This window comes from Streptosporangium sp. NPDC049644, assembly GCF_040675205.1.
GTDB classification, from domain to species: domain Bacteria; phylum Actinomycetota; class Actinomycetes; order Streptosporangiales; family Streptosporangiaceae; genus Streptosporangium; species Streptosporangium fukuiense.
The window spans coordinates 1-13,178 of record NZ_JBFAOJ010000080.1; the positions used below are offsets into that span (position 1 = coordinate 1).

At 69.2% G+C, this 13,178-nt stretch carries 11 protein-coding genes; all 11 read left to right on the plus strand.

What is annotated here, in order from left to right:
- Positions 1-266 precede the first annotated feature (266 nt).
- The 11 genes from AB0J58_RS32890 (at position 267) to AB0J58_RS32940 (ending at position 13,148) form a co-directional block, all read left to right on the plus strand.
- Positions 267-1,559 carry a folylpolyglutamate synthase/dihydrofolate synthase family protein gene (locus AB0J58_RS32890; RefSeq protein ID WP_364223376.1) on the plus strand — a complete coding sequence of 431 codons (1,293 nt, stop codon included), beginning with the start codon at positions 267-269 and terminating at the stop codon, positions 1,557-1,559.
- A gap of 49 nt (positions 1,560-1,608) precedes the next feature.
- Entirely contained in the window at positions 1,609-1,947 is a 339-nt protein-coding gene (locus AB0J58_RS32895) for a DUF4233 domain-containing protein (protein ID WP_364223302.1), read from the plus strand.
- Between the two features lie 11 nt (positions 1,948-1,958).
- Positions 1,959-3,794 (plus strand): hypothetical protein, encoded by a 1,836-nt coding sequence (locus AB0J58_RS32900; RefSeq protein ID WP_364223305.1) that lies wholly within the window; start codon positions 1,959-1,961, stop codon positions 3,792-3,794.
- A gap of 91 nt (positions 3,795-3,885) precedes the next feature.
- The gene (gene ndk, locus AB0J58_RS32905; RefSeq protein WP_030924808.1) at positions 3,886-4,296 is read left to right on the plus strand and encodes a nucleoside-diphosphate kinase; all 411 of its coding nucleotides are present in this window, start codon (positions 3,886-3,888) and stop codon (positions 4,294-4,296) included.
- A gap of 191 nt (positions 4,297-4,487) precedes the next feature.
- Entirely contained in the window at positions 4,488-5,519 is a 1,032-nt protein-coding gene (locus tag AB0J58_RS32910) for a rod shape-determining protein (RefSeq protein WP_030924806.1), read from the plus strand.
- Positions 5,519-6,427, plus strand: a complete 909-nt coding sequence (gene mreC, locus AB0J58_RS32915; protein WP_343977179.1) for a rod shape-determining protein MreC — start codon at positions 5,519-5,521, stop codon at positions 6,425-6,427. Before AB0J58_RS32910 ends, mreC begins: the two co-directional genes overlap by 1 nt.
- A 4-nt stretch (positions 6,428-6,431) precedes the next feature.
- Positions 6,432-6,959 carry a rod shape-determining protein MreD gene (gene mreD / locus AB0J58_RS32920; RefSeq protein ID WP_343977176.1) on the plus strand — a complete coding sequence of 176 codons (528 nt, stop codon included), beginning with the start codon at positions 6,432-6,434 and terminating at the stop codon, positions 6,957-6,959.
- Between the two features lie 47 nt (positions 6,960-7,006).
- Positions 7,007-9,070 carry a penicillin-binding protein 2 gene (gene mrdA / locus AB0J58_RS32925; RefSeq protein ID WP_364223308.1) on the plus strand — a complete coding sequence of 688 codons (2,064 nt, stop codon included), beginning with the start codon at positions 7,007-7,009 and terminating at the stop codon, positions 9,068-9,070.
- A 67-nt stretch (positions 9,071-9,137) separates the two neighbouring features.
- Positions 9,138-10,301 (plus strand): rod shape-determining protein RodA, encoded by a 1,164-nt coding sequence (gene rodA, locus AB0J58_RS32930; RefSeq protein WP_364223311.1) that lies wholly within the window; start codon positions 9,138-9,140, stop codon positions 10,299-10,301.
- 55 nt (positions 10,302-10,356) lie between these two features.
- Entirely contained in the window at positions 10,357-12,267 is a 1,911-nt protein-coding gene (locus tag AB0J58_RS32935; protein ID WP_343977167.1) for a TIGR03960 family B12-binding radical SAM protein, read from the plus strand.
- A gap of 101 nt (positions 12,268-12,368) precedes the next feature.
- Positions 12,369-13,148: a TIGR03936 family radical SAM-associated protein gene (locus tag AB0J58_RS32940; protein ID WP_343977164.1), complete on the plus strand. Its 780-nt coding sequence runs from the start codon at positions 12,369-12,371 to the stop codon at positions 13,146-13,148.
- Positions 13,149-13,178: the final 30 nt, after the last annotated feature.

Here is a 13,178-nt window from a genome sequence, read left to right on the forward strand (position 1 = left end):
GTACTGCACCGGGGACGGTGTGGGAGAGTAGGTCGCCGCCGGACAATCTTTCATGTGGGCCCTCACCTTTCGGTGGGGGCCTTCGTGTTTTCCGGGGAGAGGTCCCGCCGGTCGGTGAGAACCCTTCTGTTCTGGTATCTCGCGATGGGAAAGGGTCACACCGGGCGGTGCGGCCCTTTTTTGCGTTGAGGGTACTCGTGTCCGGAACCTGACCGGGACGTCAGTAGGCTGGAGACGTGGACTATCGAGCGGTTGAACAAGCGATCATGCAGCGCGGAGTCGAGTGGAACTTCGAGCCCAGTCTCGACAGGATCGCCGCGCTTGTGGATCTGCTGGGTTCCCCGCAGCACTCCTATCCAGTCGTGCACGTGGCCGGTACGAACGGTAAGTCGAGCACGACCCGGATGATCGAGGCGCTGCTGCGCGAGCGCAATCTGCGTGTCGGCCGGTTCACCAGCCCGCATCTGGTCTCCATGCGCGAGCGCATCAGCGTGGACGGTGCTCCACTGAGTGAGGAGCGCTTCGTCGAGGTCTACGAGGACATCGCGCCCTACCTGGAGATGGTCGACGCTCAAGGGCGGCGGCTCTCCTTCTTCGAGACGCTCACCGCGATGGCGTTCGCGGCGTTCGCCGACGCCCCCGTGGACGTCGCGGTCATCGAGACGGGAATGGGCGGCATCACCGACGCCACCAACGTCGCGGACGGCACTGTGGCGGTCATCACGCCCATCTCCCTCGACCATGTCGACTACCTCGGGCCCGATGTCGAGACGATCGCGGGGGAGAAGGCCGGCATCATCAAGGCCGGGGCGACCGCCGTGCTCGCGCAGCAGGAGCTCCCCGCAGCCGCGGTGCTGATGCGGCAGGCGGCCGAGACGGGCGCCACCGTGGCACGCGAGGGGCTGGAGTTCGGAGTGCTGGGCCGGGAACTCGCCATCGGCGGGCAACTGCTCCGGCTCAAGGGCCTCAAGGGGACCTATGACGACATCCTGCTTCCTCTCTACGGTGCCCACCAGGCGAGCAACGCCGCCTGCGCCCTGGCCGCGGTCGAGGCACTGACCGGCGGGGACGAGCCTCTCGACACCGAGCTGGTGCGACAGGCGTTCCTGGGGGTGCGCTCGCCCGGCAGGCTGGAGGTGGTGCGCCGGGGCCCCACGGTCATCGTCGACGCCGCGCACAACCCGGCGGGGATGCGCGCCACTCTGGACGCGGTGCACGAGTCCTTCGACTTCGCGAAGCTCATCGGAGTGGTGGCGGTGTTCGAGGACAAGGACGTCGAGGGCATCCTGGAACTGCTGGAACCGATGATGGACGAGATCGTGGTGACCAGGAACTCCTCGCCAAGGTCCATGGACGTGGACGATCTCGCCGCGCTGGCCGAGGAGGTCTTCGGTCTCGACCGGGTGCACCAGGTCGAGCGGTTGGACAGTGCGATCGACAGGGCGATCGGCATGGTCGACGCTCTGGGAGAGTTCAGCGGTGCCGGGGTGTTGATCACAGGTTCCGTGGTCACCGCCGGTGACGCGCGGCTTCTGCTCAAGGCGGACGAGACGCAATGAGCGGTGGGTGCCGACGGCCGACGGCCGGGCGACTGAGGAGGAGCGAGAAATGATCACGGTCACTCCGGGCATGAGGCGCCTCTGCGCCAGTGTGCTCGGCATGGAGGCCATAGTCGTCGGGCTGTTCACGCCGGTGGCCATCAACACGCAGGGTGTCGAACCGGCTGTCGCGGCCACCGTCGGGCTGGGTCTGGCGCTCCTCTGTGTTCTGGTCATCGGCCTGCTCAGGCGGCCTTTCGCCTACATCGTGGGAAGCCTGATCCAGCTGCTCGCCATAGCCTCCGGCTTCATGGTCCCGACCATGTTCCTCCTCGGAGTGATCTTCGCCGCGCTGTGGATCACAGCGATATTCGTCGCTCGCCGTGTCGAGGGCGTGACTTCTCGCTAAAGTCGGCCAACATGGCCGTCCCTCCCATCCAGCCGACCCGGGCAGTGGGCGCCGGGCCCACGGGCCTGGTGCGCGCACTCCGTGTCTCGTTGATGCTCGACGTCGTCCTCGGACTGCTCGTCGCAGTAGTGCTGCCGCTGGCGATCGTCGCCATCCCCAACACCATCTCGGTGGTCGCCGCCCTCCTGCCGCCGGAAGTCTCGCAGATAGCGATGATCAGGGCGCATGGGCTGGCGCTCCCCGCGATGGTCCTGACCATGCCGGTGGCCGCGGTGCTCGTACGCCGGGTGCGGGCGGCCCCGATGGTGGTCGCGGGGCTGACCCTGCTCGCCTTCGCGGACGCCGCCGGCGGCTATGCGGGGTCCACGATGCTGGTGGGGGGCCTGCGGGTCCTGCACGGTGTCGGCGCGGGCCTGCTGGTCCCCGCCACCCTGATGGCCGTCTGGGGGCGCTCGTCGTTCCTGCGGGCACTGTGGGCGGCCGTGCTGGCGGCGAGTCTCCTGGCCGCACAGGCGCTCGCGCTCTGGCCCCTCGACCAGGTCGACTCCTGGCGCGTCACCCTGCAGCCGTACCCGATGCTCACCGGGGTGGCGCTCGCGCTGGCCGCGCTTTACCTCGTGCTGTGGCTGAAGGACGGTGGGAGCACCGCCGGTCCGGGCGCGGCCGTCGCGGCACGCGGGCGCACGCTGTGGGCGGTCGTGCCCGCCGCGGGCGTCGCGGCCCTCGCGCTGGGAAGCACGTTCGACTGGTCGGCGGGTCTTGTGATCCGCGCGGCCCTGGTGTCCGTCGCCGTGCTGCTCGCCCTGGCCTCCTCGGGGGCCTCACGGGGAGCCGTCGGCCGCGCGCCGGCCTACGCGATGGTCGCGGTCGGCGTGGTGGTCCTGCCCACCGCGGCCCAGGTCACCTATGTCGAACTCGGCGGGCTGGGAGGTCCTGGCCTGTCCGGCCTCTGGTCGGCCTTCGCGATCGCCACCCTGGTGGCCCTCCTCGCCGCCGCGCTGACGAACCGGCTGGGCGCGACGGCGATGCCCATGGTCACCGCCGGTGGACTGGTGGTGGTGGTCGCGGGCCTGTGTGCGGTGCGGCTGTTCCTGCCCGCTCCGGGCGGGCTCGCGCTGATCCTCCCGTTCACCCTGCTCGCGGGCGGCGCCTCGATGGCCATCACCGGCGCGTTGCGCTCCTGTGCCGAGGAGGCCGCGCTCCTGGCGCTGTCGTTGTTCTTCCCCGCGGTGCTGGCCGGATTCCTGCTGGGCAGCGGCGTCCAGGTCGCCCAGCTGCGGGAGGCCAAGTCTCCGCAGGCGCTGGTCGACGGGTTCGTGGACGCTCTGCACCTGTGGGCGCTGATCGGGGGCGGCCTGGTGCTGGTGGTGATCGTGCTCGCTGCCGTGCTGGCCCGACTCCTGCCGGGGAGTCCGGGGAGTCCGGGGAGCCCGCCGGATGCCGGTACGGTGGACACCTCACCCGTGGCGAGCCCCTCCTCCGGGCTGGTGCCCTCTCCCGCGGGGGAGATCGATCCCGCCGGCGGTGCATGGCGGGAGGCCGTCACGCGAGGACAGCCAGGGCCCACGGTGGTGCGGCCGCGCTCCGAGGCGGTGACCGGTTCCCACACGCCGGCCCGCTCGAAGCCGGAGGCCGGGCCGGAGCGAGGGTCCGTCGCCGCGGCCGGAGGAGGTACCGGAGCGGGCAAGGGCAACAGGTCCAGGCCTCGGCACGAGCCGGACCGCGTTCCCGAGCGGGACCCCGACGCGGAGCCGGAGCCGGAGAAGGTGGTCGCGCCGCCGGTGGTGGTGCCACCGCCCGCGCCCTCCCCGGAGGACGGCCCGGGAAGCGGTCCGGCCCTGCAGTGACTCCGCCGACCACGGGAAAGCGCGCGAAGGGCGGTAAACTTCGCGCGATTACCGCAGTCAGCGACCCATACGTGTTCGAAGGAGAACCTCAGTGTCCGAGCGCACCCTTGTCCTGATCAAGCCCGACGGTGTGGCGCGTGGTCTCATCGGCGACGTGATCGCCCGTGTCGAGCGCAAGGGCCTGAAGGTCGTGGCGCTGGAGCTGCGCACCCTGGACGTCGACACCGCCAAGACGCACTACGCCGAGCACTCCGAGCGGCCGTTCTTCGGTGAGCTGGTGGAGTTCATCACCTCCGGTCCGCTGGTCGCGCTGGTGCTGGAGGGACCGCGCGCCATCGAGGCCTTCCGCTCCCTCGCCGGCCTGACCGACCCGGTCAAGTCCGCTCCCGGCACCATCCGCGGCGACCACGCTCTGGAGATCGGCGAGAACGTCGTCCACGGCTCGGACTCCCCCGAGTCCGCCGCAAGGGAGATCAAGATCTTCTTCCCGGATCGCTTCTAGGCGCCCGCTTTTATCGTGTTTGTCGGGCCCCGCCGTCCAGAAGGACGGCGGGGCCCGACCTGTTTGGCTAACCCAAGATTTTGCTGCGGTAGGCCGGCTCATTGCGCTCAAGGGTGGGTGCGTCACGTTACGATTCGAGTGCGTTCCGTAGTTTTCGCCGACGACCTGACGGAAGGAGGCCAGCCTTCCTCATGGGCAGCAATCTTGCTTTTTTGGGCCGTGACATGGCAGTCGACCTCGGCACCGCGAACACCCTCGTGTACGTCAGAGGGCGCGGAATCGTGCTCAACGAGCCGTCCGTCGTAGCGATCAACAGCATCACCGGGAAGATCGTGGCCGTTGGCATCGAGGCCAAGCGGATGATAGGCCGTACTCCAAGCAATATCATCGCGATCCGTCCGCTTAAGGACGGTGTCATCGCCGACTTCGACGTCACCGAGCGCATGCTGCGCTACTTCATCCAGCGGGTGCACAAGCGCCGCCATTTCGCCAAGCCGCGCATCATCATCGCCGTGCCGAGTGGGATCACCGGGGTCGAGCAGCGGGCGGTCAAGGAGGCCGGATACCAGGCGGGCGCCCGCAGGGTCTACATCGTTGAGGAACCCATGGCCGCCGCGATCGGCGCCGGGCTCCCCGTGCACGAGCCCACCGGCAACATGGTGGTCGACATAGGCGGCGGCACCACCGAGGTGGCGATCATCTCGATGGGCGGCGTGGTGACCAGCCAGTCGATCAGAGTGGGCGGTGACGAGCTCGATCAGGCGATCATCGCCTTCGCGAAGAAGGAGTACTCGCTCATGCTCGGTGAGCGCACCTCCGAGGAGATCAAGATGGCCATCGGCTCCGCCTGCATGCTCCCGGAGGAGAGCCATGCCGAGATCAGGGGGCGTGACCTGGTCAGTGGCCTGCCGAAGACGATCGTGGTGTCGGCGGCCGAGATCCGCAAGGCCATCGAGGAACCGCTCAACGTGATCGTCGACGCGGTCAAGACCACACTTGACAAGTGCCCGCCGGAGCTATCCGGAGACCTCATGGACCGGGGAATCGCCCTCACCGGAGGCGGGGCGCTCCTCAAGGGCATGGACGAGCGGCTGAAGGCCGAGACCGGCATGCCGATCCACCTCGTCGACAACGCCCTCGACTCCGTGGCGCTTGGCACGGGCAAGTGCGTCGAGGACTTCGACGCCCTGCAGCAGGTCCTGGTTCCCGAGCCGCGGCACTGATGAAGGACACCCGCCGGGCACGGGTCAACCTGGGGCTGCTGTTGGCCGCCGCGCTCGTGCTCGTGACCATCGACCACCGTTCGGCCACGCAGTCCCCGTTCGGGCCGCTCCGCATGGTCGGCACGACATTGTTCGGCACCGCGGAGAGCGTGGGGTCGGGGATCGTGCGGCCGGTCGGCGAGTTCTTCGAGACGATGACCGGGGCTCCTTCCGCGCGTGGACGCATCGAGGAGTTGCTCGCGGAGAACCAGCGGCTCAAGCGGGACCTGGTGGCGCAGAGCCTCGACCGGGGGCGTTCGGAGGAACTGCGCAAGCTGCTCGGAGTCTCGGGTACCGGCGGATACAAGATCCTGCCCACCCAGGTGATCGCCCGGCGCGGGGCTCCCGGGTTCGAGGAGGCCGTCGAACTCGACGTGGGGCGCCTTGACGGGGTGCGCACCGAGATGACGGTGCTGAACGCCGACGGCCTGGTCGGCAGGGTGATCCACGTGGGCGCGTCCACCTCGACCGTGGTCCTGCTCAGCGACCCCGCCTCAGCGGCCGGAGCCCGGCTGGAGGGAAGCAACGAGATCGGAGTGGTGCACGGGGTGGGGGAGAACGGCCGCCTGGTCCGCTTCCGGCTGCTCGACTCGACCGCGCCCATCATCCCCGGCCACCGCATCGTGAGTTTCGGCTCCCAGCGCGGCGCCCCGTACGTGGCGGGGGTGCCGATCGGGGTGGTGGAGCGGGTGGAGGCCACGCCGGGTGAGCTGACCCGCATCGCGTACGCACGGCCGTACGCCGACCTCACCGCGCTGGACGTGGTCGGCGTGGTGGTGCAGGCGCCGCGCCGCGACCCGCGTGACGCGGTGCTCCCCTCCGGCCCGCGAAAGGCGGCGCCTCCCCGCTTCCAGCGAGAGGGGGTCTGACGGGATGGGGCGCAACGCGATCTTCGTGGCGCTGCTCCTGGGAATCATGATTTTCCAGGTGACCGTCGTCAACAGGCTGCCGCTGCCAGGGCAGGCCGCGCCGGATCTGGTGCTGCTCGCCGTGGTGGGGTACGCGCTGGCCCGCGGGGCAGCGGCGGGGGCGGCCATGGGTTTCGCCGCCGGGCTTCTCAGCGACGTGCTGCCACCGGCTGCGCACCTGTTCGGGCACCACGCGCTGGTGCTCTGCCTCGTCGGCTTCATCGCGGGACGCGCCGTGGAGAGCCATCCGGGGGCGGGGCCGCTCGCGGCGCTGGCCTGCGCGGTCGCCGGTCCGGTGATCGCGGTGGCGACCGGCGCTCTGCTGGGAGACCCGCGGACCGGTGTGTCCATGCTCACGACCGCGCTGCCGCAGGCGGTGCTCTACAACCTGCTCGCCGCGTCGCCGGTGGTGTGGGTGGTGCGAAGGCTCGTCTGCGGGCCGGAGCCGCGCCCCGTCCAGGTGCTCGGATACGTCATGCGGAGCCGCCTGTGAGGCATCTCGTGCTGGGGAACACGTGAGCGGCGGTGGGAGGAGCGGGCATGGGCCTGATGCGGGGGCGGCTGGTCATGGTGCAGTTGCTGGTGGTGTCGATGCTGGCGTTGCTCACCGTCCGGCTCTGGCAGGTGCAGGTGGTGCGCGGTCCGGAGTACGTGGTGGCCGCCACCGAGACGCGTACGCGCGATGTCGTCGTTCCCGCGGTACGCGGACAGATCCTTGACTCGACGGGCCGTCCGCTGGTCCGAAACCGGACCACGCTGGTGGTCTCGGTCGACCGCACCCGCCTGAACCGGATGGAGGGCAACGGCAAGGAGGTGCTCGAGAAGCTGGCCGCCGTGCTCGGCCGTCGCCCTGCCGAGCTGCGGGAGCGCATCAGGGCATGCGGGCCAGGGGTCGCCCGTCCCTGCTGGCCGGGCTCCCCGTACCAGCCGATCCCCATCGACGCGGATGTCACCACGCGCGAGGCCCTGCAGATCCTGGAACGGCAGGAGGAGTTCCCCGGGGTCACGGCCGAGGTGCAGGCGGTACGGGAGTATCCGAGCCGGAGTGCGGGAGCGCAGGCGCTCGGCTACCTGCAGCCGATCACGCAGGAGGAGCTGAACAGGCGCGACGGGCTCAGGGCGGCGTTCTCCGGGGTCGACCTGGTGGGCAGGGACGGCCTGGAGTCGGTCTACGACGTGTCGCTGCGGGGGACGCCGGGGATGCGGCGGGTGCAGGTCGACCGGCTTGGCAAGGTCATCGGGGTGGAGCAGCACGTGCCTCCGGTGCCGGGTGACACGCTCATCACCAGCATCGACTCCAGGGTGCAGGCCACGGCGGAGAAGGCGCTGGCCGAGGCGATGAAGGGCGCGCCCACGGCCGACGGCGCGGCGGCGGTGGTGCTGGACGTGAAGACGAGCAGGGTCATCGCCCTGGCCAGCGCGCCGACGTACGATCCGGCGATCTGGACCGGGGGAATCTCCGAGGTGCAGTACCAGCGCCTGCTGTCCGGCAAGGCGGGTAAGCCGTTGGTCTCCCGGGCCATCAAGGGCGAGTTCGCGCCTGGCTCGACGTTCAAGGTGTCGTCGGTGGCGGCGATGCTCAAGGACGGCTACCCGTTGCACGGTCAGTACGACTGTCCGGGGTCCTTCATGGTGGGCGACCGGCCGTTCAACAACTTCCGGGGTATCGGGCTGGGAACGCTCACCCTGCACATGGCGCTGGTGAAGTCCTGCGACACGATCTTCTACCGGGCGGCCTACGAGCAATGGCTGCGCGACGGCGGGCTCAATCCCAAGGGGAGGACCAAGGAACCGATGGCGGCCATGGCGCGCGCCTACGGTTTCGGCCGCCCCACCGGCATCGACCTGCCGGGTGAGTCGGCGGGACGGATCCCTGACCGGGCGTGGAAGAAGACGCTCTGGTCGGTGACCAAGGACACCAACTGCAAGCGGGCCAGGACCGGCTATCCGGAGGTGGCCAGAAGCAGCCCCAGCAGGGCCGCCTTCCTCAAACGGCTGGCGTACGAGAACTGCCTGGAGGGGTACCAGTGGCGGCCCGGTGACGCCGCCAACTTCTCCATCGGGCAGGGCGACGTGCTGGTGACGCCGCTGCAACTGGCGGCGGCCTACGCGGCGCTGGTCGGGGACGGCAGGCTGCGCAGCCCCCGACTGGGCTGGGCACTGGTGCGCCCCGACGGCACCAAGGTCAAGGAGATCGAGGTGCCGGTGGTGGGCAGGCTGCCGCTCTCATCGCGGGAACGGGCCTACATCAAGGGAGCGCTGAGCGAGGTCGCCTCCGACGGCACCGCGGCCGGGGCCTTTGTCGGGTTTCCCATGAACAAGGTCAAGGTCGGTGGAAAGACCGGCACCGCCGAGGTCTACGGCAAGGCCGACACGTCGTGGTTCGCCTCGTTCGCCCCGACGGACAAGCCGCAGTTCGTGATCGTCGCCATGGTCTCCCAGGGCGGGATGGGCGCCCAGACCGCGGCTCCGGCGGTGCGGAAGATCTACGAGGGCATCTTCGGATTCAAGCCCGACGGCAAGCAGGTCTCCCCGATCCTGCCGGGCGGGCGCCCGGTGAGAGCGCTTCCGGTGATCGCGAAAGACGGGACGGTGGCGCGATGAGGTCCGCTGTGCTGTCCGCGGTGCGGTCCGTGACGGCGTCGGCGGTGACATCCGCCAGGAGGGCGGCGTGAACCGGGTGGCGGCCGCGCCGCCGAGGGCGTCGCTGGCCGGCAGGACGGTGGCGGCGGTCGCCGCGGTGGGCCGCATGGACGGGTTGATGCTGGTCGCCGTAGCCGCCCTGGGGGTCATCGGCACGATGCTGGTCTGGTCTTCGACCAGGACCTGGGCGGCCGGCTCCACCGGACTGGTCAAGAAGCACATCCTCAACCTCGTCATCGGGGCCGTGCTGGCCGGTACGGCCGCGATGCTGGACCACCGGACGCTGAGGACCTTCGCGCCGCTGGTGTACGGCGTGACGCTGATCGGGCTGCTTCTGGTGATCACCCCTCTCGGCAGCACGGTTAACGGCGCACACTCGTGGATCATGCTGGGCGGTGGTTTCGCGTTCCAGCCCTCGGAGTTCGCCAAGCTCGGCCTGGTGCTGATGCTCGCCATGCTGCTGGCCCAGCCCGCTCGCGGCACCGACCGGCCGAGGAGTTTCGACGTCGTGATCGCGCTGGTGGTGGCCGTCTTCACCATGGGGTTGGTGATGCTCCAGCCCGACCTGGGAACCACGATGGTCATCGGGGTGATCACGGCCGGTGCGATCGTCGTGGCCGGCGCCCGCAAGCGCTGGATCGGCGGACTCACCCTCGGCGTGGTCGGCGCGGGGGTGGCCGTCTGGTTCCTCGACATCCTGGAGCCGTACCAGATCGCCCGGTTCACCGCGTTCCTCAACCCGGCCAGCGATCCACGCGGGGTCGGCTACAACAGCACCCAGTCGTTGATCGCGATCGGGTCGGGAGAGGTGTTCGGCAAGGGGCTGTTCGGGGGTGGTCAGACCACCGGCCGCTTCGTACCCGAGCAGCACACCGACTTCATCTTCACGGTGGCGGGGGAGGAGTTCGGCTTCCTCGGTTCGGTCACCGTGGTGGCACTGCTCGGGGTGATCCTGCTGCGGGGGGTGCGGATCGCGCGGGAGTGCGAGGACCGGTTCGGCACGCTGGCGGCCGGGTCGATCGTGTGCTGGCTGGCCTTCCAGTCGTTCGTCAACATCGGGATGACGGTCGGGATCATGCCGATCACCGGTCTTCCCCTGCCGTTCGTCTCCTACGGCGGCACCGCCACCTTCGCCAACATGATTGCTTTTGGGATACTTCAAGCGATTCACATGCGCCGGCAGTCCTTCTAGCACCGGCATGGGTGACTGCCTATGGCACTCTCTCCAGGCGGATATTCTTGATGCCATGTCTGTCGAGTCGCTGTTTCCCCGCCTGGAAGCGCTCCTGCCCAGAGTGCAGAAGCCGATCCAGTATGTCGGAGGTGAGCTCAACTCGGCCGTCAAGGACTGGGACGAGACGACGGTCCGCTGGGCGTTGATGTATCCGGACGCCTACGAGGTAGGTCTGCCCAACCAGGGCGTCCAGATTCTCTACGAGATCCTCAACGAGCTGCCGGAGACGCTGGCCGAGCGGACCTACGCGGTCTGGCCCGACCTGGAGGCGCTCATGCGCGCCGAGGGCGTACCTCAGTTCACGGTCGACGCGCATCGTCCGGTACGGGCGTTCGACGTGCTCGGTCTCTCCTTCTCGACCGAGCTCGGCTACACCAACATGCTGACCGCGCTGGATCTGGCGGGCATCCCGCTGGAGGCGTCGGAGCGGGGCGACGATGATCCGATCGTCCTGGCCGGCGGTCACGCGGCGTTCAATCCCGAACCGATCGCCGACTTCCTCGACGCCGCCGTGCTGGGCGACGGGGAGCAGATCGCCATCGCGATCACCGAGGTCATCCGCGAGTGGAAGGCCGAGGGCTCGCCCGGCGGGCGCGACGGGCTGCTGATGCGGCTGGCCGAGTCCGGCGGGGTCTACGTGCCGAAGTTCTATGACGTCGACTACCACCCCGACGGCCGTATCCAGCGCGTCGCACCCAACAGGTCGGGTGTGCCGTGGCGGATCCACAAGCACACGGTCATGGATCTGGACGAGTGGCCGTATCCGAAGAAGCCGCTGGTCCCGCTGGCCGAGACCGTGCACGAGCGGTTCAGTGTGGAGATCTTCCGCGGCTGCACCCGGGGTTGCCGGTTCTGCCAGGCCGGCATGATCACCCGCCCGGTGCGTGAGCGCTCGATCACCACGATCGGCGACATGGTCGAGGCGGGCGTGAAGGCGTCAGGTTTCAACGAGGTCGGCCTGCTGTCGCTCTCCTCGGCCGATCACTCCGAGATCGGTGAGGTCGCCAAGGGGCTGGCGGATCGTTACGAGGGCACCAACACCTCGCTCTCGCTGCCCTCGACCCGGGTCGACGCGTTCAACATCGACCTGGCCAACGAGTTCTCCCGCAACGGCCGACGCTCCGGTCTGACGTTCGCCCCCGAAGGCGGCTCCGAGCGGATGCGCAAGGTGATCAACAAGATGGTCACCGAGGAAGACCTGATCAGGACCGTCACCACCGCGTACACCCAGGGCTGGCGGCAGGTGAAGCTCTACTTCATGTGCGGCCTGCCCACCGAGGAGGACGTCGACGTCGAGGGCATCGCCGACCTGGCCAAGAAGGTGATCAAGGCCGGCCGGGAGGCCACCGGGTCGCGCGACGTCCGCTGCACGGTCTCCATCGGTGGCTTCGTTCCCAAGCCGCACACCCCGTTCCAGTGGGCCGGCCAGGCCGACCACGAGACGGTCGACCGCAGGCTCAGGGCGTTGAAGGAGGCCCTGCGCGGTGACAGGGAGTACGGCCGGGCGATCGGCCTGCGCTACCACGACGGCAAACCCTCGATCGTGGAGGGCCTGCTGTCGCGGGGCGACCGCCGGGTCGGGGAGGTCATCCGCGCGGTGTGGGCGGACGGCGGACGGTTCGACGGCTGGAGCGAGCACTTCTCCTACCAGCGCTGGATGGACGCCGCGGCCAAGGTCGGCGTCGACGTCGACTGGTACACCACCCGCGAGCGCGAGGAGAACGAGGTCCTGCCCTGGGACCACCTCGATGCCGGTCTCGACCGCGAATGGCTCTGGCAGGACTGGCAGGACGCGGTCAACGACGTCGAGGTCGAAGACTGCCGATGGACCCCGTGCTACGACTGCGGTGTCTGTCCCACGATGGGGACGGAGATCCAGATCGGGCCCACCGGGAAGAAGCTGCTGCCACTGACGGTTGTCTGAGGTAGGCGGTGCGTGAGCGCCGCCCACCCAGGAAACGACCACGACTTTGGAAGGACGACACCACCCTGAAACCCGCTCCCGACGGGCCGCCGCCCGCGCCAGTGGTGCAGCGCCTCCGTGTGCGCTACGCCAAGCGCGGCCGCCTGCGCTTCACCAGCCACCGCGACATCTCCCGGGCGCTTGAACGCGCGGTCCGGCGAGCCGACGTCCCGGTGGCGTTCAGCGCGGGCTTCTCGCCCCACCCGAAGATCTCCTACGTGGGAGGGGCCGCACCCACCGGGGTCGCCAGCGAGGCCGAATACCTCGAGATCAGCCTGACGCGCGAGTGTGACCCGGAGCGGCTGCGAGTCGCTCTGGACGCCTCGTTGCCTCCCGGTCTCGACGTACTCGACGTCGTGGTGGCCGGCCCCGCGAGTCTGGCCGACCAGATGGAGTGCTCGGCGTGGGAACTGCGGTTGCCCGGAGCCGATCTCGCCCTCGCCGGTGTCGCGGTTGAGAAATTCGTTGCCACCGATCACGTCGAGGTCGAACGCCTTACCAAGAAGGGGATGCGACGTTTCGACGCGCGGGAGGCGGTGCTGAGCCTCGCGGCATTTGAGGGCAAAGGGACAACAGCAGGTCAGGCGTCCAGTCGGCCATGTGTCATACTTCGCATGGTTGTACGGCACGCAACTCCTGCCGTTCGACCCGACGACGTTCTCACTGGACTGCGTCTTGTGGCTGACTTCGCGCCGCCGGTGCCCCCCGAGGTGACCAGGCTGGCGCAGGGCCCGCTGGACGTTCGCACCGGTGAGCCCGCTGATCCGTTCGGCCTGGACCGCGACATTACGCGCGGCGGCGAAGCGGAACCGGTGGGCAGGCACGTCGGCGGCGACATATAGGACTTGGCGCCGGGCTATGAGCCTGGCGGA

Excerpts from the sequence above, each read along its gene's own strand:
- AB0J58_RS32890 (WP_364223376.1), top strand. The coding sequence starts at position 267 with ATGCAGCGCGGAGTCGAGTGGAACTTCGAGCCCAGTCTCGACAGGATC.
- AB0J58_RS32895 (WP_364223302.1), top strand. The coding sequence starts at position 1,609 with ATGATCACGGTCACTCCGGGCATGAGGCGCCTCTGCGCCAGTGTGCTC.
- AB0J58_RS32900 (WP_364223305.1), top strand. The coding sequence starts at position 1,959 with ATGGCCGTCCCTCCCATCCAGCCGACCCGGGCAGTGGGCGCCGGGCCC.
- AB0J58_RS32910 (WP_030924806.1), top strand. The coding sequence starts at position 4,488 with ATGGGCAGCAATCTTGCTTTTTTGGGCCGTGACATGGCAGTCGACCTC.
- mreC (WP_343977179.1), top strand. The coding sequence starts at position 5,519 with ATGAAGGACACCCGCCGGGCACGGGTCAACCTGGGGCTGCTGTTGGCC.
- mreD (WP_343977176.1), top strand. The coding sequence starts at position 6,432 with ATGGGGCGCAACGCGATCTTCGTGGCGCTGCTCCTGGGAATCATGATT.
- mrdA (WP_364223308.1), top strand. The coding sequence starts at position 7,007 with ATGGGCCTGATGCGGGGGCGGCTGGTCATGGTGCAGTTGCTGGTGGTG.
- AB0J58_RS32935 (WP_343977167.1), top strand. The coding sequence starts at position 10,357 with ATGTCTGTCGAGTCGCTGTTTCCCCGCCTGGAAGCGCTCCTGCCCAGA.